The following is a 21,972-nucleotide window of genomic DNA, read 5'->3' on the forward strand; positions in this document are numbered from 1 at the left end:
GCGGCGGTGGCGGAGAATCCGGGTTCAGGCCGCCGAGACGGGCTCGGTGAGGGTGTCTGCGGGCGCCTCGGCGCGGCGGGGGACGGCGAGATAGGACAGGGCGAGACCGGCCAGGCTGAGGAGCGCCCCGGCCAGCCCGCTCCAGCGCAGGCCACCCGCGGCCACGACGGCACCGCCGATCGCCGACCCGGCCGCCGCCCCGAGGTTGAAGGCGCCGACGTTGACCGCCACCGCCAGCGTGGGGGCCGCACCCGCGTACCGCAGGATCAGTCCCTGCAGCGGTGCGATGGTGGCGGTGGCGAGCAGGCCGAGCGCCAGTACGGCGAGTACGGCCGACGGCTTCCAGGTGACCGCGAACGGGGTGAGGGCCAGCACCCCCGCCAGAGCGGCGAAGACGGCGCGTACGGTGGCGGTGGGAGCCCGGTCGGTGAGCCGGCCCGCGGCGAGGTTTCCCACGAGGCTGCCCGCCCCGTAGGCCAGCAGCAGCGCCGAGACCGCGGGGGCGGCGAACCCGGTGACCTGGGTCAGCAACGGTGCGACGTAGGTGAACACCGTGGCCACCCCGGAGAAGCCGACCGCGGTGGTGACGATCGCCAGCAGCACCGGCCGCCGGGTCACGACCCGCACCTCGTCGCGGACGCGGGTGGCCTGGGCCGCCTGCCGGGGCAGCACGACCGCCAGCAGCGCGGTGCCCGCCAGCGCCAGCCCGGTCAGCACCGCGAACGGGACACGCCAGCCCGCCCCCTGCCCGAGCAGAGCCCCCAGGGGCACGCCGAGCAGGGTCGCCGCGGTGAAGCCGGAGACGACCGTGGCGACGGCCGTTCCCACGCGCTCGGCCGGGACGACACTCGTCGCCGTCACCAGGGCCAGGGCCAGGAACGCGGCGTGACTCAGTGAGGAGACCACCCGGCCGGCCAGCAGGACCTCGTACGAGGGGGCCAGCGCGCTGATCGCGCTGCCGGCGGCGAACAGCAGCATCAGCCCCAGCGCGAGGGCCCTGCGCGGCAGCCGTATGGTCAGGGCGGTGACGATCGGCCCGCCGATCACCACTCCGAGCGCGTAGGCGGTGACCGCCTGCCCCGCCGCCTCCACCGAGACCCGCAGGTCCGCACCGACCTGCGGCAGCAGCCCCGCGACGAGAAATTCCGAGGTACCGATGACGAAGACGCTCGCGCACAGCGCGGCGAGGATGACAGAACTCTTTCGCATGCGGCGACGTTAAACTCTCACACGTATGTGAGAGTCAACCGGCAGTGAGGGAGATCACATGCGCATCGGGGCCCTGTCCCGGCGGACCGGGGTGAGCCAGCGGCTGCTGCGCTACTACGAGGAACAGGGCATGCTGCGGCCGGTCCGGCGGCCCAGTGGCTACCGGGAGTACAGCGAGCAGGACGTCGCCACCGTGCGGCGCATCCGCAGCCTGCTCACCGCCGGCCTGAACACCGCCACGATCGCGAGCGTCCTGCCCTGTGTCCGCGACGACGGCGAGCGCCTCGTGCCGACCTGCTCGGACCTGGTCGCCCACCTGTGGCGCGAGCGTGACCGGATCAGCCACGCGATCGAGGAGTTGCGGGCGTCCCGAGCCATGCTCGACGCCGTCATCGTCGCCGCCCCGCCGGAGGTCGCCCGCACCGTCACCGGCCTCGTCGCGACGGAGGGCGTTCCCCCCTCGCCCGGAGAGCCGATCGGTGACGCGGGAAGGACGGGTTCATCCTGAGAAGGGACGGGCCGGGCGTCCGGGGGAGAAAAAGGATCGGGCCACCCTTGGGGGGGAAGGGTGGCCCGATCGCGAGGCGAGGGTGCCTCGTGCTCAGGAAGGTCTACGGACTCGAAGGTCTACGTGCTCGAAGGTCTACTGTGAGGTGATCTTGACGTCGTCGAACCCGGCCTCCACCAGGCTCGCCCCGGAGGCGTCGGCCGCGTCCACGACGACACGGACGACCTGCCCGGCGTGGCCGGAGATGTTGGCCGTGGCGGTGGCCCAGGCGGCGGCGCGGTTGGACGCGGCACCGGTCTGGTTCAGCACGGTCGTGGTGGTCGTGCCGACCACGCGGACCCGGACGTAGTCCGCGCTGCTCGCGTTGTTCAGATGACCGAGATACCAGGAGAAGGACAGCGTGAGCGTCCCGCTCGCGGGCAGCGTGATCGCCGGTGACTGGGCGCTCGTCACACCGCCGTCGATGTCGCCGTCACCCGCGCTCGACCCGGCCGCCGCACCGCTGACCAGCCCGTACGTGCCGCTGGGGGTGGTGCCGGGCTGGGTGATCACGCCGCTCGACGTCTGTCCGGGGTCGCCGCGCTCGAAGCGGCCCGTCGTCGCGGTGTCGGTGCCGCCGGGGTTGACCGTCCAGCCGCGCTCGGCCTCGAAGTCGTCGGAGTAGACCACGGTGGGCTGGGGGCCGGGGCCGCCGCCGCCGACGTACAGCAGCAGGTTCGGCGATCCGGTGCCGGGGCTGGTCACCACGCCGGGCGTGGCGTTGGCGACGATCGTGTCGCGCACCTGCGCCGGGGTGGCGGTGGGAGTGCCGCTCAGGATCAGCGCCGCCGCGCCCGCGACGTGCGGGGAGGCCATCGAGGTGCCGTTGATCGTGTTGGAGGCGGTGTCGTTCGTGTTCCAGGCCGAGGTGATGGCCGAACCGGGGGCGAACAGGTCCAGGCAGGTGCCGAAGTTGGAGTAGGACGCGCGTGCGTCGGTGCTGGTGGTGGCGCCCACCGTGATCGCGGCGGGAACCCGCGCGGGGGAGCGGGTGCACGCGTCGGTGCTCTCGTTGCCCGCGGCGAGCGCGTACACGACGCCGGAGGCGATGGAGTTGGAGACCGCGGTGTCGAGCGTGGCGCTCGCGCCGCCGCCCAGGCTCATGTTGGCCACGGCCGGCTTGACCGCGTTGGCGGTGACCCAGTCCACGCCCTCGATGATGATCGAGGTGGAGGTGGTGCTGCCGCAGCCGAACACCCGCACGCCGATCAGCGTGACGGCCTTGGCGATGCCGTACTGGCCGCCGCCGACCGTTCCCGAGACGTGGGTGCCGTGGCCGTTGCAGTCGGCCACGTCGTTGTCGTCGTCGTAGACGTCGCGCCCGGCCTGCGCCCGCCCGCCGAAGTCGGAGTGGGTGACCCGGATGCCGGTGTCGATGATGTAGGCCCGCACGCCGGAACCGGTGTTCGGCGCGGTGTAGTTGCCGTCGAGCGGCAGGTTCCGCTGGTCGACCCGGTCCAGGCCCCACGAGGAGACGGCCTGGTTGATCAGGGTGAACTCCTGGTCCTGCTCGACGTAGGCGACGTCGGGCCGCGCGGCGATCCGCCTGGCCTGCTCCTCGCTGGCCCGGACGGCGAAGCCGTTGACGGCGCGCTGGTAGACGGCGCTCACCTGCGCGCCCTCGCCCTCGGCGACCTCGCGTGCCTGGCGTTCGCGGTCGACCCGGCTGAACCGGCTCTTGAGGACCACGATGTAGCTGTCGGGGACCGCGTTCGCGCTGTCCGCCTTGACGATGGAACCGGTGGAACCCGTGGAATCGGTGGATCCCGTGTGCTGCCGCGCCGAGGCCGGGGTGACCGACCCGAGGGCGAGCAGGAGTGCGGCGGTGACCAATCCCGCTAATCGGAGGGTGGGGGCCTTGCTCATGTTCGCGGACCTCCTGGAGGGGGTGGGCCCGGTATCCCGGTCGGGGATCCCGGGCGGCGGTGGAGCGTCCCCATCGTCGGCCAGCGCGATATTTACTGCAATATCATGACAAGGGTAAATCAATTTGTTATGTAGTTGTCCGTACGCGATCGGGAGTGGATAGCGGGCGATCAGGAATAGATGACGGAGAGGAAGCGGATCAGGATCGCCTCCCGCCGGTCGGCGGGGAGGGCGTCGAGGACCGCGTTGACCACGGCCATCTCCGGCTGCCCCGAGCCGCCCAGGTCCACCCCGACCGCCGTCGCCAGCTCGCCGAAGGCGGCGTCGTCGAGCGCGTCCAGGTCCAGGCCCGCCACCAGCTCCACCAGTCCCTCGGGCAGCTCCGCGGGACCCCGCTCGCGCGCCGCCTCCGTGGCCTCCGCGATCACCTCCAGCATCGCCTCGACGCCCCGCATGGTCACCCCGGTCACCGTGATGTGGATGTTGGCCGGGATGCCCGCGTAGGACAGCTGCGGCTGCAGGAACCAGCCGCGCTTCCTGGCCTCGTCCGACAGCACGAAGACGTCCACCCCGTCCTCGTCTCCCGTGGAGCCGAAGGCGACCAGCGCCGACTCGGGGTCGCCGAGCACCCGCAGCCCGGGGATCTTCGCGATGCCCTCGCGGAGCTCGCGGGCCGCCGCCAGGGTGGTGCGGCCGAGCTCCAGGTAGCCCTCCCTGCCCAGGGCCTGGAAGGTGGCCCACGCGCCGCCCAGCGGGCCCGCGGACTTCGAGCTCTGCACGGTGGCGTTGATCACCGTGTAGCCGGGCCACGAGGCCGAGGCGAAGTACGCCCTGCGCCGCAGCGCCGGGTCGGCGAACAGCACGACCGAGGCGCCCTTGGGCGCGTACCCGAACTTGTGCAGGTCGCAGGAGAGCGACGTGACCCCGGGAACCGACAGGTCGAACGGCGGGACCTCCGCCCCGGCCTCGCGCAGCCACGGCAGCAGCCAGCCGCCCACGCAGGCGTCCACGTGGCAGAGCACGCCGCGCGCGGCGGCGATCCCGGCGATCTCGGCGATCGGGTCGATCACGCCCTGGGGGTACGACGGCGCCGAGGCGACCACCAGGACGGTGTCCTCGGTGATCACGGCCTCGACGTCCGCGGGGGAGGCCCGGAACGTCACCGGGTCCACCGGTACGGCGTCCACCACGACGCCCAGGTAGTGCCCGGCCTTGTGGAAGGCGGGGTGCGCTGTCACCGGCACCGCCATCCGGGGGCGGCCCGCCGTCTCGCGGGAGTCCCGCGCGGCCTTCACCGCCAGCATGATCGACTCGGTGCCCCCGCTGGTGAAGACGCCCGAACCCCCGCCGAGCAGCTCGGCGACCGCGCCGACGACCTGTTTCTCCATCTCCACCACGCTGGGGAAGGCCGTCGGGTCGAGGGTGTTGACCTCCAGCATCTCGAAGTAGGCCCTGGCGGCGGCCTCGTGCACCTCGGGCCGTCCGGTGTCGTAGACGTACGCGGTCACCTTGCCGCCGCGCACCGGCAGGTCGTCCCGCTTGAGGCGGGCGATCTCGGCCAGCAGTTCGTCGGTGGTACGGCCCTTGTCAGGCAGGCTCATCGGTCTCCTCGGTGGTACGGGGCTCGTGCGGGCTGGAAGGACGCGGCCCGCAGGGGCTGCCGGGAAGTGCCAGCATCACACGAAATCACACGAAATCGTGCCGTACGAAGATCCGATTGCGCGCACCGGCCCGGGATACGGGACGGGCGACCGGAGCACGGGACGGGGCGGGAGTCCGGGCGGGGCAGGGGCACGAAGCCGGGAGGGGAGCGGGGGCGGGGAAGGGAGTCCGGGCGGGGGCACGGGGCCGGGAGGGGAGCGGGAAAGGGAGTTCAGGCAGGGAGTCCGGGCGGGGGCAGGGCACGGAGGCCGGGAGGGGAGTCAGGGGCGAGAGGCGGAGGTCAGGGCGAGGGCGGCGAGCCGGGCAGGGCGGCGACGCGGTGGATCATCTGGTGCAGGTAGGCGCGGAACCGCCGCAGCACGGCGGGATCCTCCGCGTCCTGGCGGTTGCCCTCCCGGTCGAGGACCCCGCCCTGGCAGAAGCCGTGCACGCACCACACCACCGACCAGAAGGCGTACTTCATGTCGACGCCGGCGTCCACGTACCCCGCCTTCATCGCGGGAGTGATCACGCTGGAGACGAGGTCGATCTGCGGCTGGATGTACTTCCGCTCCAGCTCGGTGACGTCGCTGGCGTCCGCGAGCCAGCGGTGCATCCAGAGGGAGGGGAACTCGGGGTGGGCGACGCAGAAGTCGAGGTAGTGGTCGACGATCCGGTGGACCACCAGCGCCGTCCGCTCGGGGGTCACCGCGGATATCCCGTCCAGCGCCTTCACCAGGGACGCCCGCTCGGCCCGGTACTCGCGCTCCATGATCTCCAGATAGAGCTCCCGCTTGCCGCCGAACTCCTCGCCGAGAGCCTCGACGCTCAGCCCGGCGGCCTCGGCGACCTGGCTCGCGGACGTGCTGTCGTACCCCAGCGCGGCGAACAGGCCGGTGGCGACCCGCAGGATCAGCTCCCGCCGGCTGCCGTCAACGGAAGTCATAAAGGCGACGCTAGGTCCCGGGCGATCGCCCGGCCAAGCGGGTGAGGCACAAGCCTCGGTCAAGATAGCGGAAGCCGTACGACCGCGCGGAGGCCCGGAGAGGCGTCCTCCAGGTGGACCGCGCCGCCGTGAGCGTGGACCGTCTCGCGCACGATGGCCAGGCCCAGCCCGGCCCCGCCCTCGTCGCGGCTGCGCGCGCTGTCCAGCCGGGTGAACCGGTCGAACACCCGCTCCCGGTCGGCCTCGGGGATGCCCGGCCCGTCGTCGGTGACGGTCAGCACGGCGTCGGCCCCCTCGGCCCGCAGCTCGACCAGCACGGGGGCGGAGGTGTGCCGCAGCGCGTTGTCGACCAGGTTGACCAGCACCCGGCTCAGGTCCAGCGCGTCCCCGGTGACCCTGATCTGCCCGCCCTCCGGCCGCCTCCCCGGCCCGCCCGCGGGGTCGCCGGCCGCGCGAGGCCCGCTTTCCGGCCCGTCGGCCGTGCCGGGCCTGCCTGACGGCCCGCCGCCCGCGCGGGGGCCACTCCCCGGTCCGCCGCCGGGTGCGCCGGGTGCGCTCCCCGATTCGTTCCCCGGCCCGTTCTCCGGTTCGCCCGCGATCCGTACCGTGACGGCCTCGCCGTAGCGCTCGACGGTCTGCGCGACCAGCTGGTCCAGCTCCACCGGCTCCCCCCGCGCGGGTGTGCCGCCGCGCTCGTCCAGCCGGGCCAGCGAGAGCAGGTCCTCGGCCAGCCTGGACAGGCGCATCGTGTCCTCCAGCACCCCCTCGGCCGTCTCCCGCCAGTCCTGCCCCTCGGGATGGCCGAGCGCCACCTCCAGCTGGAGCCGGATACTCGCCAGCGGGCTGCGCAGCTCGTGCGCCGCGTCCGAGACCAGGGCCCGCTGCCGGACACCGGCCTTCTCCAGCCGGGCCAGCATCGCGTTCAGCGTCGTGGCCAGGCTGTGCACCTCGTCGCGTGCCTCGGGCACCGGCAGGCGGCGCGAGCGGGCGGTGTCGGTGATCTCGTCCGCGCCCCGGCGCAGCGCCGCGATCGGCCGCAGGGTCCCGCCGATGATCACCCAGCTGGCCCCCGCGAGCAGGACGAGCAGCAGCGGCGTACCGACGATCAGCACGTGCCCGGCCGTGGAGATGCTGGTCTGCACCTCGCTGAAGGGACGGGCCGCGATCACCGTCTGCCCCCGGTCGGCGCTGAGCACCCGGACCCGGAGCATGTGCGGGATGCCGTACGGCTTCCCGTCCAGGAAGCGCGCCTCGCCCCTGCCGATGGCCGCCGCCCGGTCCCCGGCGTCCAGCAGCGGCACCAGCCTGTCGGTGCCGGTGGTCGTGTGGGTGATCCGCCCCGTGCCGTCGATCACCTGCAGGAGCGTGCCGTCGGGCGAGGTCATCTCGTCGGGCAGCCGCCCGGCGTCGGCCAGCGAGATCGTCTCCCTGGCCCGCTGGTAGATCGACTCGTCGATGGTGGACAGCAGCGCGTTGCCGAGCACGGTGATCATCACGTAGGCCGAGACCACCAGCGCCACCGCCAGCACGGCCGAGGCGACCGCCGTCAGCCGGAAGCGCAGGCTCTGGCGCCGCCACAGGCCGACCGCGCGCCCTCCCCCGTGCGCGGCCGCGTCGGCAGGGGAGGCCGTTCCGGTAAGGGCTCCGGTGAGGGAGGCCGCGCCCGCCGGGACACCCGCACCGGGCCGGCCCCGGCGGGCGCCGGGGGCCTGCCTGGACCGGGAGGCCGGGTCAGCCGCCATCGCCGGCCAGCCGGTATCCCGCTCCCCGTACCGTCTGCAGCGCGTTCCGGGAGAACGGCACGTCGATCTTGCGCCGCAGGTAGCCGACGTACACCTCGACCACGTTGGGGTCGGTGTCGAAGGTGTCCCAGACGTGCTCCAGGATCTCCGTCTTGGAGACCACCTCGTCGTGGTGGCGGATCAGGAACTCCAGCAGCGCGAACTCCCTGGGCGTCAGCTCCACCGGCGTCTCGCCCCTGGTGACCCGCCGCCGCGCCGGGTCGAGCGCGAGGTCCCCGGCCCTCAGCACGGACGGCCGCCGGTTCGCCCCGCGCCGCAGCAGCGCCCTCAGCCTGGCCACCAGCACCACGTACGAGAACGGCTTGGTCAGGTAGTCGTCGGCGCCGAGGTCGAGCCCGTCCGCCATGTCGTACTCGCCGTCCTTGGCCGACAGCATCAGGATCGGCACCCAGTTCTCCTCGGCCCGCAGCTGCTTGCAGACGTTGTAGCCGGAGATCCTGGGCAGCATGATGTCCAGGACCACGACGTCGTACTCGCCGTGCCTGGCCTGGTGCAGGCCGTCCTCCCCGTCGTGCGCGAGGTCGACCGCGAACCCCTCGGCCTGCAGGCCACGTTGCAGAGCGGCGGCCATCCTCCGCTCGTCCTCCACGACGAGAACCCGCATGGACTGCCCCTTCCACCATCTCGGACGTGCCCATCCTCGACCACCCGGCCTGAGAGGCGGCTGAGAAGCCTGTGAGCCCTCTCAGTCTGTCTCAGCTTCGGCACAGGACCTGTCACGCAAGCTGCTGATGACAGGGATCGACGGCATACCGTGGAGGAATGAGATGTCTGAGCAAGCGAGACGGGGGCGCGCGGTGAGGTGGGCCGTACCGGTCGCCGCGGCCGCGCTGGTCGCCGGAGCCATCGGAGCCGGACCGGTCATCGCCGCCGTACAGGGGGATCCCACGCTGCCCGAGCGCACCGCGGAGCAGCTGCTGGCGAGCGCCGCCCAGGCGAGCCAGAGCGGATTGAAGCCCATGTCGGGCACCGTCATGCAGACCGCCTCGCTCGGTCTGCCCAGCCTGCCCGGCCTGCCGGGCGCGGGCGGATCCTCGCCCGCCGCCCTGCTGGCGGGCTCGCACGAGCTCAAGGTCTGGTACGGCGGGGAGGACAAGGTCCGCTTCGCCCTCCCCGGACGGATGAGCGAGACCGACCTGATCGTCAACGGTGACCAGGTCTGGCTGTGGCAGAGCGAACTCAACAAGGCCACCCGCGTCAAGGCGGGAAGCGAGGGGGGCGCCGGGGAAACCGGGGGCCCCGGGGGCCTCGGGGGCGAGAAGCCGGGCGCCGGGGTCGGCGACGCGCACAGGGCGCTGCCCACGGCGACCACGCCGCAGCAGCTCGCCCAGGAGCTGCTGAAGCGGATCGGCGCCGACACCACGGTCAGCGTGACCAGCACCGAGAAGGTCGCCGACCGCGCGGCCTACCAGCTCGTCCTCGCGCCCAAGGACGCCTCGTCCCTGGTCAGGGAGGTCAAGCTGGCGCTGGACGGGGAGACCTTCGTCCCGCTGCGGGTCCAGGTGTACGCCAGGAGCGCGGCCGAGCCCGCCTTCGAGGTCGGTTTCACCTCGGTCACGTTCTCCCCGCCCGCGGCGGAGAACTTCGCCTTCACCCCGCCCGCGGGGGCCAAGGTCGAGGAGACCTCGATCGGCGAACTCGCCAAGGAGGGCGGCGCGCGGCAGGGCGAGAAGTTCAAGGAGGGCGAGAAGATCGGCGAGAAGGCCAAGATCGTCGGTGGGGGCTGGACCACGGTCGCGGTGATCCCCGCCTCCGAGACGGAGAAGCTGATCTCGGCACCCCGGGGTGAGAGCTCTTCCGGGCAGGACGCGGGCTCTTCCGGGCAGGGCGCGGGACAGGACGCCGGTGCGATCACCGGTGCCCTGCTGCGGTCGGCCAAGCCGATCAGCGGCCCGTGGGGCAGTGGCAAGGTAATCCAGACCAAGCTGGTCTCCGCGCTGCTGACCGACGACGGCCGCCTGCTGGTCGGCGCCGTCACCCCGGAGAAGCTGTCCGAGGCGGCCGGTCAGAAGTGAGCTCGGCGCCGGGAGCCTGACGCCCCCGTACGGGGGCGGCGCCGGGCTCCCGGCGGGATCCACAGGCGGGGTCCGGCGGCGTGAATCGGGGACGCCGTCCGGGCCGCGCGCGACGTTCCGAGAATCCAGGAATCCAGCACGTCAAGCAACATCCAGCGGACTCGGCGTACTCGCCGGTTCATGAGTGTTCAGGGGCGCTCGTGAACGTCCAGGGCGCGAGATCCAGCCGGGACGGCCGCGCGGCCGTCCCGGAACCGACGAGCAGTGGGGGAGAAGTGCCGATCGTCCAGAACGTGAGGAACAGCGGGAGCGAGGAGAACCGGACCGGCGAGGTCGGGGAGGGCCCGGCGGCCGTGACCACCGAGAGGCCGGCCCCGAGCCCGTCCGACGGGGGGTTCGCCATCGTCACCAGCGGGCTGACCAAGCGCTTCAAGGGCGGCCAGGTGGCCGTGGACTCCCTCGACCTCGCCGTCCCCCGCGGGTCGGTGTTCGGCTTCCTCGGCCCCAACGGCTCGGGCAAGACCACCACGATCCGCATGCTGCTCGGCCTGGTGGCCCCGACGGCGGGCGACTGGCGGCTGCTCGGCACCTCGATGCCCGGAGGGGCGGGCGGCGTGCTGCCCAGGGTGGGCGCCCTCGTCGAGGGACCGGCCTTCTACCCCTACCTGTCGGGCGAGGCGAACCTGCGCCGCTACGACGCCGCCGACCCCTCGGCCGACCCGCGCACCGTCCAGGCCAGGATCGGGTACGCGCTGGAGCGGGTGGGCCTGGCCGCCGCGGCCCGCAAGCGCTACCGCGCCTACTCGCTCGGCATGCGCCAGCGGCTCGCCATCGCCGCCGCGCTGCTCGGCCCGAGGGAGCTGCTCATCCTCGACGAGCCGACCAACGGCCTGGACCCGCAGGGCACCCGCGAGGTACGCGGCCTGGTCAGGGAGATCGCCGCCGAGGGGACGACGGTGTTCGTCTCCTCCCACCTGCTGGTCGAGGTGGAGCAGATGTGCTCCCACGTCGCCGTCATGCGGACCGGGCGGCTCGTCGCCCAGGGGTCCATCGCCGAGCTGCGCGCGGGGGAGACGGTCAGGATCCGGGTGGAGACCCCCGACACCGTCGAGGCGGCGGCCGTGCTGGCCGGGCTCGGCCTGCCGGAGATCCGTCTCGGCGACGGCGACGTCAGCGCCGCGCTGGGAGCCGACACGCCGGAGCGGGTGTGCGTGGCCCTGGTCGCCGACGGCGTCGCCGTCCGCGGCCTGGCCGTCCAGCGGCCCAGTCTTGAGGACATGTTCGTGGACCTGACCGGGGAGGGATTCGATGTCGACGGTTAGCGGGAAGGAAGCCGTGTCCACCGAGAACGCCACACGCGCCACACGCGCCACCCCCGGCCGGCAGCCCGCCACGGGGGCGGGCCTCGCGCCGGAAACGGGGGCGGGCCTCGTGCCGGAAAACACCCTCGTGCCGGGAACGGCTCTCGCGGGCGGCGGGCGCGCCTTCGGAAGCGCCTCTGGAAACGCCTCCGGGAGCCCGGCCCCCGCCGGGCGGGCGGTGGGCGCCCCCCGGGCGTGGCTGCGGCTGCTCGGCTCGGAGACCGGCCTGATCTTCCGGCGGCCGAGGAACCTCGCCATGCTCGCGGTGCTCGCCGTGATCCCGGCGCTGATCGGGATCGCGTTGCGGACGTTCGGCGGATCCACGGGCGACGGGGACGGCGGAGGCGGCGGAGGCGGCGGGCCGGCGATCTTCGAACAGGTCACCGGGAACGGGCTGTTCCTCACCTTCGCCGCGCTCTCGGTCCTGGTGCAACTGCTGCTGCCGGTCGCCGTCGCGGTCGTCGCCGGGGACTCGATCGCGGGGGAGGCGGGCATCGGCACGTTGCGCTACCTGCTCGCGGCCCCGGCCGGCCGGACCCGCCTGCTGGCCGTCAAGTACGTCGGCGTGATCCTCTTCTGCCTGGCCGCCGTCACCGTGGTGGCGCTGTCCGCGCTGCTCACCGGCCTGTTGCTGTTCCCCGCCGGTCCGATCACGCTGCTGTCGGGAGGGACGATCCCCTTCCTCGACGGCGTGCTGCGGATCGGCGTCGTCGTGCTCTACGTCACCGCGGGCATGGCCGCCCTGGCCGCCATCGCGCTGGCCCTGTCGACCCTGACCGAGGTGTCCATCGGGGCCATCGCCTCGACCGTGGTCGTCGTCATCGTGGCCCAGGTGCTGGGAGTCATCCCGCAGCTGTCGGTGATCCGGCCGTACATGCTCACCGAGTGGTGGAACGGCTTCGACGGCGTCCTGCGGGACCCGATGGCCACCGGCGACATGGGGCAGGGCCTGCTGGTCTTCGCCGCCTACGTCGTCGTCTTCGGCTCCATCGCCTGGGCGCGCTTCACCGGCAAGGACATCACCGCCTGACCACGCCCGCCCCGGTGCCCCGCGTCCCGTGAAATGCGGGCGTCCGGAAATCGTACGGAAGAGGTCGTACGGAAGGGGCGCCGGACGGTTCGCCTTCGACGCCCCGGCGGTCCGGAACCGCGCGACCGCCGGGGTTCCCGTCCCGTCACCCGTACCTCTCACGGTGTTTCCGGCTGTGGAGGAGTCGACGGGAAGGTTCAATGCTCGGGGGAGACCTTGAAGCCCTGCCGTCGCGCGTAGGCGCTGAGCCGTTGCTCCCAGGCCCTCAGGCCGATGTCGAGGTTGGTGGCGTGCGAGAGCGACCGTCCCACGCTGCCGGCGAAGACGCTGTTGGCGTAGAGCTGGAACGGCAGGTACTGCCAGCCCTTCGCCACCTGCGCGGAGCCCTCGCTGAACAGCCTGTTCGCCCGCTGACCCCCCAGGATCGGGATCTCGACGTCGAGGAACCTCTCGCTCTCCAGCAGGCCGGTCGTCGCGGGGAACACCCCGGAGACGGTGTTCAGTGACCTGACCGCCTTGGGATCGGAGTCCAGCCATCGGGCGAAGCCGTAGGCGGCGAGCTGGTGCTCGCTCGTCGCGAGGACGGACACGCCGGAGCCGCCGTTCTCCGCGTTGACCGGCTTCCCGGTGTCCCAGCGCGGGAGGGGCGCGGCGCGCCACACGCCCTTGGTCCGCGGGATCGCGCCCTGGATGACGCCGGGCGCCCAGGCGCCCGTTATCCACAGCGCGTATTTGCCGCTCGCCATGTTCTTCCACCACGGGCCGGTCCAGGTCACGGCCGGGTCGACGAGCTTCTCGTGTGACAGCCGCGTCCACAGCCTCGCCCATCGCCTGGTCCCCTTGTCCTGCAGGTCGATCCGGATGGTCGTGGCGTTCTCGATGCCGAACGGCCGCCCGCCCGCCTGCCAGATCAGGCTGTCGGCGATGCCGGAGTCGGTCGGGTCGACGCTGGTGATGAAGACGCGGGGGTCCTTCTTCCTGATCGCCTCGGCGACCGTCACGAACTCCTTCCAGGTTCTCGGCGGTTTCAGGCCGAGCCGGTCGAAGACGTCCTTGCGGTAGATCATGGTCATCGGGCCGGTGTCCTGGGGGATCGCGTAGACGCTGCCGTTGAGGTCCACCTGGTCCCAGGCCGAGGAGGTGAACCTCCGCGCCAGGTCCTCCGCGCCGTACGCGTTGAGGTCGGTCACGGCTCCGGAGAACGCGAAGCGGGGCAGCGCGAAGTACTCGATCTGCGCCACGTCGGGAACGCCGGTGCCGGTCCTCAGCGAGGCCCGGAGCTTGGTGTACTCGATCCTGGAGCGGCCCGCGTCGACCAGGTTGACCTTGATCTTGGGGTACTCCCGCTCGAACAGCGCCACCGTCTTCCCGAGGCTGGGCACCCACGACCAGAACGTCAGCGTGGTCGGGGTCCGCAGGGCCCTCGCGATGTCGGCTTCCTTGACCTCGGGGAGCGGGGGCTGCGAGACGTGATGGAGGGGCGGTGTACCGCAGGCCACCGGGGCGAGCAGGGCGAGGGAGAGCGCGGCGACCGCTGTGACGCGCGTGCTGTGCCGCATGACGGGGACCTCCATGAGGAGTGGGAGAACGCCGCCCGGCGGCCTTGGCCGGCGGAACAGGCGGTGCCGCGGGAGAGGGAGGCGCGGGGACGGCACGGGAGGCGTGACTCAGCAGACATACCGGTGGAACGCCGCCCTGAGCCGCGAACATTTCCGCGACGCGCGGCCGGGCGCCCCGTCCCACGGCCCGGCGAGGTGCCGGCGCGGCCGTAAGAGGGCGGGAGGGCGTGTGACGCGGCCTCCCGGCGGGAGGGGGCGGGAGAGGCGCGGCGGCACCGGAGGAACGCGGGACGGCGACGGAAAACGCGGAACGGCCCCGGGAGGCCTCCCGGGGCCGTTCCGCGCGATCGGAAGAGGATCGGAGGGAGATCGAGGATGGTCAGAAGGTGGTCATGAGACGGTCAAAAGGCGACTCCGGAGACGGTCGTCAGGAGGCGCGGCCCCGGCGCAGGCCGAACGCCGCGACCACGAGCCCGGCGAGCCCGAGCACCAGACCGGCCCCGCCGAGCAGGCGGGCGGTGCCGTCCGAGCCCTCCGAGGCGGCGACGGGGGCCACCGACGGCGTCGACACCGCCGGGGCCGAGGAGGCGGCGGCCGAGGGGGTGGCGGAGGCGCCGTGACCGGCTCCCTCGGCGGAGGCGGGGGTGAGCTTCAGCGTCGGGGCCGGGCGCTCGGCCTCGGAGCCGTCGGCCTTGGGCTCGTCCGCCCACTTGACGACCTCGCCGCCGCTGTAGGTCTGGGTGGTGGGGAAGACGAGCTGGTCGGTGTCGGTGGGCAGCGTGCCCATGGACACCTCGAACTCCTGGAACTGGCCGGGGTCGATCTTCCCGCCCGACCAGGTGACCTTCGTGACCGCCTCGGTGAGCTCGCCGTACTCGGTGGTGATCGGCTTGGGCAGCTTGCCCTCGACCACCTTGACGTCCCAGCCGGGCACCGGCTTGACCGAGACGAAGGCCAGCGGGTGGTCGGTGGGGAAGGTCACCTCCAGCTTGGTCGTCGAGGCGTCGTCACGCTCGTTCGGGACCCGGAAGGCGACCTTGGTGAAGCCGCCCTGCTCGGCGGTGCCGGGGTTGATGGTGACGTGCGCGAGGGCGGGAAGGGCGAGACCGAGGGTGAGGGCGGTGACACCGGCGGTGACGGCGGCCAGACGGCGGAAGGCGTGCGAGAGCGACATGAGGGTTTTCTCCACTTCGGAACGTCAAGGATTCGGGATTTACGGGGTCGGGTCAGGCGGCGGGAAGCGGAGGACCGCGCCGGCTGACGGAGTGACGGAGGACGGCACGCGCGGCGACGGGCGTGACCGGGGCGTACGCGGTGCCCGGCGGGGCGGTGACGGCGGCCGGGGACCACAGCGGAGGGAGGAACATGGCGCCGAGGCGGCGACCGGCCGAGCGGAGCAGCACCCACAGGGCGCTCTCGCCGCGGGCCAGCCACCACCCGGTGATCAGGGTCGCGGTGAGGTGCGCGACGAGCATGCCGAGGTTCTCGCCCAGCCCCCTGACGTGCGGATGCGGGGGCGGGACCCCCGCGGCGCCACCGAGGGCGAGCAGCTCGTGCAGCGCCAGCTGCAGGGCGGCGAGCCCGGCGTTGATCGTCACCATCGACCGCTCGCGCCCGGCGAGCAGCACGGCCATCACGACGACCGCCGCTCCCGCCGCGCCCACCACCCACGGCCGCGGCCAGGAACCGCCCGCGGCCACGTGGCCGAGGACGGCGAGTGCCAGGCAGACGGCCGAGAAGGTGGCCGCGCGCGTGAGGCGTAACGGGAGGCGGGCGCGCATGGTGACCCATATGTTCTCACGCTCCGGGGTGTCTGCCGTTCTGGACTTTTTGTCGCTATGGTTGCCGCGACCGTGACAGGTCCTTCAAGCCGAGGTGGTGGCGATGCGGCACGTCGTTGGGGTGCTTGTCGGGCTGTTCGCGGCGGCCGTGCTGCTCTTCGGCGCGGGCTGGGCCGTACAGGAGGCGGGGGCGAGCCTGGTGCCCCTTCCGGCGGAGAGCGGTTCGAGGACCTGGATCGCCCTCGGGGTGATGGCCGGGATCGGTCTCCTGATCGGCCTGGTGGTCGCCGGTCGCGTCTCCCCGCTGGCGGCCTTCGTCCCGTCGATGGTCCTGCTCGCCTGGACCGTGGTCTACGCCCTGGACGTCAGGCGCGCCATGGGCCTGGTCCCCGACGATCCGGCCTTCCACGAGGTGCTCCTGCAGGCCGGTCGCGGCATGGGCCTGCTGCTGACCACCGGTGTCTACGCGCTCCTCGGCGTCCTGCTGTTCCTGCCGGTGCTGATGCCCTCCCGCTGGGCGCCGCGCTTCCGGGACGACGAGGAGGAGTACGAGGAGTCCGACGCCCAGGGCTACCGCTGAGTCCTCGCCCCCGAGGCCGCGCTCATCACCGAGGCTTCCGGTCACCGCGCCGATCACCGGGGCTTCCTATCACCACGGCCTTCGATCACCGGTGCCGTGGTCGGTCACCGCGCGTCCGCCGGTCCCGCGCCGTGACCCCGGTCACCGCCGGCGGTGACCGGCCCAGGTGAACGGGCCCTTCGTGCCGACGCCCTCCCCGTGCGTCCCCTCGTCGAGGGCCCCTTCCTTGGGGGCCTTGCGGGCCTTACGGGGGCCTTCCTCGCGGGTGGCACCCTTGACGGCGGATTCCCTGCCGGCGGACTCCTTGCCGGTGGATTTACCGGTGGACTCCCTGCCGTCCGCTCTCCTGGAGGGCGGGACGGTCTTCCCCGGGCCGGCGCGCTGGACCTCCGGGTCGGCCCCGAGCGGCCGCGTGTCCTCCGGCGGGAGCCTGAGGACGAACCTGGCCCCTCGCGGCGAGTCCTCGATCAGCAGGGTTCCCTGGTGGGCGTGGGCGATGTCGCGGGAGATGGCGAGGCCGAGCCCGCTGCCGCCCGAGTCGCGCAGACGTCCGTCGTCCAGGCGGGTGAAGCGCTCGAAGACGCGCTCGCGGTCGGCGGGCGCGATACCGGCGCCGTCGTCGACCACGGCCACCACGGCCTTGCCGTCCTCGAAGCCGACGGAGACCTCGACGCGGCTGTCGGCGTGCCGCCGCGCGTTGCTCAGCAGGTTGCCCACCACCCGGATCAGCTGGATCCGGGAGCCCCGGACCTGTACGCGGGCGGTCACCTGGACCCGTACCGGCATCCCGGTGCCCTGGGCCGCCTCCTCCGTCACGAGGTCGCCGAGGTCGATCAGCTCCTGCGGCGCCGGGTCGGCGGCGCGCAGCCTGGCCAGCTGCAGCAGGTCGTTGACGATCGCCTCAAGCCGGCCGCTGGCCGTCAGCGCCCCCCGGATGGTGTCGCGCGGATCGATGTCGTCGGGGTAGAGCAGGGCCTCCTCCAGCTGCACGCGCAGGCCGGCGATCGGGGTCCTGAGCTCGTGGGAGGCGGTGGAGGCGAAGCGGCGCTGCTGCTCCACGGCCTCCTCCAGGCGGGTCAGGGTCTGGTTGGCGGTACGGGCGAGCAGCGCGATCTCGTCCTCGCCCGGGGGGATGGGCACCCGCAGGCTCAGGTCGCTCACCGTTATCTCGGACATCCGCGCGCGTATCGCCGCCACGGGGCGTAGCGTCCGCCCCACGACGCACCAGGTCATCCAGGCCGCGAGGGCCAGCAGGATGAGGACGCCCGCGGCGATGAAGTACTCCAGGTGGTGTTCGTGCAGGATGGCGGGCTCCTCCAGGCCCGCGTAGACCACCGGGGAGTCGGCCGCGGGGGAGACCCGGATGGCCATGACCATGACGGAGCCCTCGGTCAGCTGCTGGAACCGGTCGTCGGCCGGGGGGCGGCTCGTGCTGATCGGGGCCATGCCCATGGCCTGCCTGCTGGAGTTGATCACCGTGCCGTGGGAGTTCACCAGCTGGACGAGGTCGACCGGGGCGGTCGCGGGGATCGGGTCGGGGATGTTGCCGATCCGTACCAGCGCGCTCCACTGGCTGGCGACCCGCTCGGCGTTGCCGAAGCCGTCGTCCTGGATCCGGTAGCGGATCGCCATGTCGATGCTCGTGCCCACCAGGGCGAGGATGACCAGCAGCAGCATCGTCGTGATGATCGTGTAGCGCGCCTGGATCGAGCGCATGCGCGGCCCCTTCATGGCGACGTCAGCGCCGCTAGGCTGCCCAGCAGGTTCAGGGCGTGCGCGGAAGGGCTTCCCGGCTCGGCCTGGAAGACGATCAGTTTCTGGCCGGTGGAGCCGTTGATGTTGAACAGCTCGTACGTGAGCGTCAGGTCGCCGACGTCGTGGTGGTGGAAGCGCTTGGTCGCGACGTTCCCGCTGAACACGTCGTGGCGCGCCCACATCCGGCGAAAGTCCTTGCTCTTGAGCGAGAGCTCGCCGACCAGGTCGGTCAGGTACGGATCGTCGAGGTCCGCGCCCGCGACGGCGCGTAACTGGGCGACCTTGAGGCGGGCGGACTCCTCCCAGTCACGATAGAACCGGCGGGAGCCCGGGTTCAGGAAGAGCAGCCGGAGCAGGTTGTCCCGGTGCGCCAGCCCGTCGTAGAGGGCGTCGGCCATCTGGTTCGAGGCGAGCACGTCCATCCAGCGGCTGGTCACGATCGCCGGGGTGTAGGGCCAGCTCCGTATCAAGCGCACCAGCGCCGGTTTGACCCGTTCCGGCTGGTCGGCGGTTCTGGACTGTCGCGGCCCGGGGTGCGCCAGCTCGTGCATGTGCGTCGCGGCGTCGGCGTTGAGGTTGAGGACCTGCATGAGAGCGCCGAGCACCCGCTCGGACGGGTGACGTTCCCGTCCCTGCTCCAGGCGTATGTAGTAGTCGGTGCTGACTCCGGCCAGCATCGCCACCTCTTCCCGGCGCAGCCCCGGCGTCCGCCGGGAACCAGCGGGCAGGAGGCCCACTTGTTCGGGGGTGGTGAGTTCGCGCCGAGCGCGAAGGAACTCACCGAGGAGATTGTCGCTGTCCATAGCATTAAGGTATGCCAGAACCCATTTGACATGGTGGCAGTATTACTCCCACTGACGCTCTCGAGACTTGACGAACGCGCTGGTGGGAGCCTCTTTACAAGGTTTCTTTCCGATCGTTTCCCGCTCCGGATCGATGATCGTCGAATCTCGTTCGGTGGCGTTTTACCTTTGTCGCTCCGATGGCATTATCGGCCAGGCGCGGGGGATTCCAGTGGTAAAGGGCGGAGAGGAACGGTTATCGCGAACCGGTTTTTCGTATGGAGAATGCCCGGGGGGTCAAGAAGGTTCCAAACGCGAGCGAAGGGTGCTCCCGTGCCGACGGGATCATGGAAATGTGATTAAGGTCACACTTGTCCTGCCGGAGAATCTTGGCCGCGCATCTTGACCCCCTGCTCGCGGGTGCAATAAGAGGCCGTCCCCTCCGCTCGGGCGCGGGGTCCGGCGGGTCAGCCGGAGTAGAGGCGGGCGACCACCTCCTCGATGGAGTCCCCCTCGGGGGCGGTGGCGCGCAGGTCGTCGAGGGTGCCGTCGAAGGCGAGGCTGCCGTGGTCGATCAGCATCACGCGGCGGCAGAGCTTCTCGATGTCGCCCATGTCGTGGGTGGTGAGCAGGACGGTGGTGCCCCGGTCGGCGTTCAGGCGCCGCAGGAAGTCGCGCATGGCGGCCTTGCTGACCACGTCCAGGCCGATCGTGGGCTCGTCGAGCACCAGCACGGTGGGGTCGTGCAGGAGCGCGGCGGTGATGTCGCCGCGCATGCGCTGGCCGAGGCTGAGCTGGCGGACCGGGGTGGTCATGAGGGCGGCGAGGTCGAGGAGCTCGGTCAGCTCGGCCAGCCTCCGCCGGAAGTCCGTTTGATCTACTTTGTACAGGTGTCGGATCAGCTCGAAACTGTCCCGCAGCGGCAGATCCCACCACAAAGTCGTCCGCTGGCCGAACACCACCCCGATCCTGCGCGCCAGCGCCGTGCGGCGGCGGGCCGGGTCGAGCCCGGCCACCCGGACGCTGCCCGAGGTCGGCGCCAGGATGCCGGTGAGCATCTTGATCGTGGTGGACTTGCCCGCGCCGTTGGGCCCGAGGTAGCCGACGAACTCCCCGGCCTCCACGGTGAATGACAGATCCCGTACGGCGTGCACGGTCTTCCTGGTCCCGCGGCGGCCCACGGTGAACGAGCGGCCGACCCGGTCGAGTTCGATCATGTGTCAACTTCCCGTCGAGCGATAACGGCGGATGCCCGCCCGCCAGGCGAGGGCGGCGACGGCGGCCAGGAGGACGGCCGCCAGGGGTGAGGCGAAGCGGAGCCAGTACGGCAGGCCGAGGGGGTCGTCGCGGTCGAGCACGAACAGCGCGGGCTGCCAGTTCACGAACGCCAGCGGCACGACGAAGGTGACGCCCTTGACGAGCTCGGAGCCGTAGACGCTCAGGGGGTACTGGGTGAGGGTGCCGCCTCCGTAGGTGAAGGCGTTGGCCACCTCGGGGGCGTCGGTCAGCAGGAACTGGACGGCCCCGCCGAGGGCGAAGACCGAGGTGAAGATGACGAGCCCGCACACGACCATCAGCGGGATCATCCAGACCCTGTCCCGGCTCAGGCCGAGCTGGGGCAGGGCGACGGCGAGCACGACGGCGGCCTGGGCCAGCCTGCCGAAGCGGTGCACCCCGAAGCGGTCGACGGCCATCTGGGTGAACGCGCTCGCCGGGCGGATCAGCATGGTGTCGAAGCCGCCGCTCCTGATGTGCTGGCTGAGCCGGTCGACGTTGCCGAAGAGCATGTCGGCGAGCGCGAAGGACAGTCCGGCGGTGCCGTACAGGAACATCACCTCGGCCAGGTCGAATCCGCCCAGCGAGCCGGTGTGCTCGAAGATCACCCAGATCGCGGCCACGTCCAGCCCGTTGATGACGAACGAGCCGACCGCCATCATGATCAACGATTTCGGGTACTGCGCCGAGGCCCTCAGCCAGGTCCAGGCCAGCAGGAGGTACGTCCTCACCGTCCGCCTTCCCCGGCCGTCTTCCCGGCCGTCTTCCGCCCAGCGGGTCCGTGGTCCCCGTGGTTCGCGTTGTCGTCGTCACCGTCGTCACCCACCCTGGATCACGACCTTCCTGCGGGCCGCGCTCGTGGCCAGGGCTCCCAGGGCCAGCAGCGCCACCGCCCACGCGGCCTGGAAGGCCAGGGCCTCCAGGACGTCGCGCTTGCCGAGGTAGAGGTCGGCGGGGACCTGGACCATGGCCGACCAGGGGAGCGCCCGCGCCAGGGTGCCGAGCCAGCCGGGGAAGAGGTTGAGGGGCAGGACCATGCCGCTGAGGAAGAAGGTCATCACCAGCGACATCGTCTGCACGCCCCGGTCGTCGATGACCCAGCAGGCGGACAACGCGACCAGGTAGCGGAGGGCGAAGCTGACGATCACCGCGAGGGTGAAGCCGGCCGTGAAGGACAGCCAGGTCAGCGGATCGGCGGGGAAGACGAGGCCGAACAGCGCGGCGCCGACGGCCGTGGGCGGCAGGCTGCGGGCGAGGAAGAGGTACGAGGCCCGGCCGAGGTCGTCGGCGAGGCTCCACATCTGCAGGGAGGCGGGACGGAGCAGGTCGAGGGCGACGTCCCCGCTGCGCACGCGCTCGGAGAGCTCCAGGCCGCCGCCGAAGACCTGCATGGGGCCGATGAAGGCCTGGCTGAGGAAGCAGAAGGTCACGGCGTCGGCGAGGTCGTACCCGGCGAGACCGGGACGGGCCTCCCAGAGGGCGATCAGGACGTAGGCGCGGAGGATGCCGAAGACGGTGTTGGTGAACGCTCCGGCGACGGCGGCGGCACGATAGGTGGAGTGGCGGCGGAAGCCGTACCCGGCGATGCGCGCGTAGAGCAGGAAGGCTGCCTCCCTGAGGGTGTCAGGACAACCCTCCTATCCTCCTGGGCGCTCCGGGGCGAGGCAACGGATTTTCGGTGGCACCGAGCGGACCGGGGCGGGTCGCGGGGACGTGGCACGGGCCGTCGAGGCGACCGTCCGAACGGCCCGGTCCGGGGGTTCGGGGAGCGGTGACGTTCGGTACGCGGACATGACCTCAGGGTGACATGTACTTGCGTGATA

The 21,972-nt window shown here is 72.0% G+C and carries 19 protein-coding genes; 5 read left to right on the forward strand and 14 right to left on the reverse strand.

All coding sequences use genetic code 11. The features are described from left to right. Window positions 1-24: 24 nt before the first annotated feature. Complete coding sequence (locus tag ACSC1Q_RS06365) at window positions 25-1,209, reverse strand: MFS transporter (protein ID WP_436757707.1); 1,185 nt, start codon at window positions 1,207-1,209, stop codon at window positions 25-27. Window positions 1,210-1,267: 58 nt separating this feature from the next. On the opposite strand from ACSC1Q_RS06365, the gene ACSC1Q_RS06370 reads away from it, so the two are divergent. Further along, window positions 1,268-1,717: a MerR family transcriptional regulator gene (locus tag ACSC1Q_RS06370; RefSeq protein WP_436757708.1), complete on the forward strand. Its 450-nt coding sequence runs from the start codon at window positions 1,268-1,270 to the stop codon at window positions 1,715-1,717. 135 nt (window positions 1,718-1,852) lie between these two features. On the opposite strand, the gene ACSC1Q_RS06375 is transcribed toward ACSC1Q_RS06370, so the two are convergent. The 5 genes from ACSC1Q_RS06375 to ACSC1Q_RS06395 form a co-directional block, all read right to left on the reverse strand. Further along, entirely contained in the window at window positions 1,853-3,622 is a 1,770-nt protein-coding gene (locus tag ACSC1Q_RS06375; RefSeq protein ID WP_436757709.1) for a S8 family peptidase, read from the reverse strand. Window positions 3,623-3,792: 170 nt separating this feature from the next. Beyond that, entirely contained in the window at window positions 3,793-5,223 is a 1,431-nt protein-coding gene (locus ACSC1Q_RS06380) for a pyridoxal phosphate-dependent decarboxylase family protein (RefSeq protein ID WP_436757710.1), read from the reverse strand. A gap of 341 nt (window positions 5,224-5,564) precedes the next feature. Then, complete coding sequence (locus tag ACSC1Q_RS06385; protein ID WP_436757711.1) at window positions 5,565-6,209, reverse strand: TetR/AcrR family transcriptional regulator; 645 nt, start codon at window positions 6,207-6,209, stop codon at window positions 5,565-5,567. A 59-nt stretch (window positions 6,210-6,268) separates the two neighbouring features. Continuing rightward, complete coding sequence (locus ACSC1Q_RS06390) at window positions 6,269-7,951, reverse strand: sensor histidine kinase (protein ID WP_436757712.1); 1,683 nt, start codon at window positions 7,949-7,951, stop codon at window positions 6,269-6,271. Then, window positions 7,941-8,615, reverse strand: a complete 675-nt coding sequence (locus ACSC1Q_RS06395; protein ID WP_350976805.1) for a response regulator transcription factor — start codon at window positions 8,613-8,615, stop codon at window positions 7,941-7,943. The genes ACSC1Q_RS06390 and ACSC1Q_RS06395 overlap by 11 nt, the downstream gene beginning before the upstream one ends. Window positions 8,616-8,778: 163 nt before the next feature. Between ACSC1Q_RS06395 and ACSC1Q_RS06400 the strand changes: the two genes are divergently transcribed. From ACSC1Q_RS06400 to ACSC1Q_RS06410, 3 genes are all read left to right on the forward strand, one after another. After that, complete coding sequence (locus ACSC1Q_RS06400) at window positions 8,779-10,026, forward strand: LolA family protein (protein ID WP_436757713.1); 1,248 nt, start codon at window positions 8,779-8,781, stop codon at window positions 10,024-10,026. Window positions 10,027-10,319: 293 nt separating this feature from the next. Next, window positions 10,320-11,348, forward strand: a complete 1,029-nt coding sequence (locus ACSC1Q_RS06405; RefSeq protein WP_436757714.1) for an ABC transporter ATP-binding protein — start codon at window positions 10,320-10,322, stop codon at window positions 11,346-11,348. Then, on the forward strand, window positions 11,335-12,417 hold the full coding sequence (locus ACSC1Q_RS06410) for an ABC transporter permease (RefSeq protein WP_436757715.1): 1,083 nt from the start codon (window positions 11,335-11,337) through the stop codon (window positions 12,415-12,417). Before ACSC1Q_RS06405 ends, ACSC1Q_RS06410 begins: the two co-directional genes overlap by 14 nt. Before the next feature lie 197 nt (window positions 12,418-12,614). Here ACSC1Q_RS06410 and ACSC1Q_RS06415 read toward each other — a convergent pair whose 3' ends face one another. The 3 genes from ACSC1Q_RS06415 to ACSC1Q_RS06425 all read right to left on the reverse strand — a co-directional run bounded on the left by ACSC1Q_RS06415 (window position 12,615) and on the right by ACSC1Q_RS06425 (window position 15,757). Then, the gene (locus ACSC1Q_RS06415; RefSeq protein WP_436757716.1) at window positions 12,615-13,976 is read right to left on the reverse strand and encodes an ABC transporter substrate-binding protein; all 1,362 of its coding nucleotides are present in this window, start codon (window positions 13,974-13,976) and stop codon (window positions 12,615-12,617) included. Window positions 13,977-14,403: 427 nt separating this feature from the next. Beyond that, the gene (locus tag ACSC1Q_RS06420; protein ID WP_436757717.1) at window positions 14,404-15,150 is read right to left on the reverse strand and encodes a YcnI family copper-binding membrane protein; all 747 of its coding nucleotides are present in this window, start codon (window positions 15,148-15,150) and stop codon (window positions 14,404-14,406) included. A gap of 52 nt (window positions 15,151-15,202) precedes the next feature. Next, window positions 15,203-15,757, reverse strand: coding sequence for an MFS transporter (locus ACSC1Q_RS06425; RefSeq protein ID WP_436757718.1), 555 nt, complete (start codon window positions 15,755-15,757; stop codon window positions 15,203-15,205). A 103-nt stretch (window positions 15,758-15,860) separates the two neighbouring features. Here ACSC1Q_RS06425 and ACSC1Q_RS06430 point away from each other — a divergent pair, with 103 nt between their 5' ends. Further along, a complete protein-coding gene (locus ACSC1Q_RS06430) occupies window positions 15,861-16,337 on the forward strand; it encodes a hypothetical protein (RefSeq protein ID WP_436757719.1) in 477 nt (158 codons plus the stop codon). A 141-nt stretch (window positions 16,338-16,478) separates the two neighbouring features. Here ACSC1Q_RS06430 and ACSC1Q_RS06435 read toward each other — a convergent pair whose 3' ends face one another. The 5 genes from ACSC1Q_RS06435 to ACSC1Q_RS06455 all read right to left on the reverse strand — a co-directional run bounded on the left by ACSC1Q_RS06435 (window position 16,479) and on the right by ACSC1Q_RS06455 (window position 21,750). Next, on the reverse strand, window positions 16,479-18,053 hold the full coding sequence (locus ACSC1Q_RS06435) for a sensor histidine kinase (RefSeq protein ID WP_436757720.1): 1,575 nt from the start codon (window positions 18,051-18,053) through the stop codon (window positions 16,479-16,481). 11 nt (window positions 18,054-18,064) lie between these two features. Next, complete coding sequence (locus tag ACSC1Q_RS06440) at window positions 18,065-18,895, reverse strand: helix-turn-helix domain-containing protein (RefSeq protein WP_436757721.1); 831 nt, start codon at window positions 18,893-18,895, stop codon at window positions 18,065-18,067. 446 nt (window positions 18,896-19,341) lie between these two features. Further along, window positions 19,342-20,091, reverse strand: coding sequence for an ABC transporter ATP-binding protein (locus ACSC1Q_RS06445; RefSeq protein ID WP_436757722.1), 750 nt, complete (start codon window positions 20,089-20,091; stop codon window positions 19,342-19,344). Between the two features lie 3 nt (window positions 20,092-20,094). Further along, window positions 20,095-20,880 (reverse strand): ABC transporter permease, encoded by a 786-nt coding sequence (locus ACSC1Q_RS06450; protein ID WP_436757723.1) that lies wholly within the window; start codon window positions 20,878-20,880, stop codon window positions 20,095-20,097. A gap of 87 nt (window positions 20,881-20,967) precedes the next feature. Continuing rightward, on the reverse strand, window positions 20,968-21,750 hold the full coding sequence (locus ACSC1Q_RS06455) for an ABC transporter permease (protein ID WP_436757873.1): 783 nt from the start codon (window positions 21,748-21,750) through the stop codon (window positions 20,968-20,970). Window positions 21,751-21,972: the final 222 nt, after the last annotated feature.

The organism is Streptosporangium heterodermiicola, assembly GCF_051390675.1.
Lineage (GTDB): Bacteria > Actinomycetota > Actinomycetes > Streptosporangiales > Streptosporangiaceae > Streptosporangium.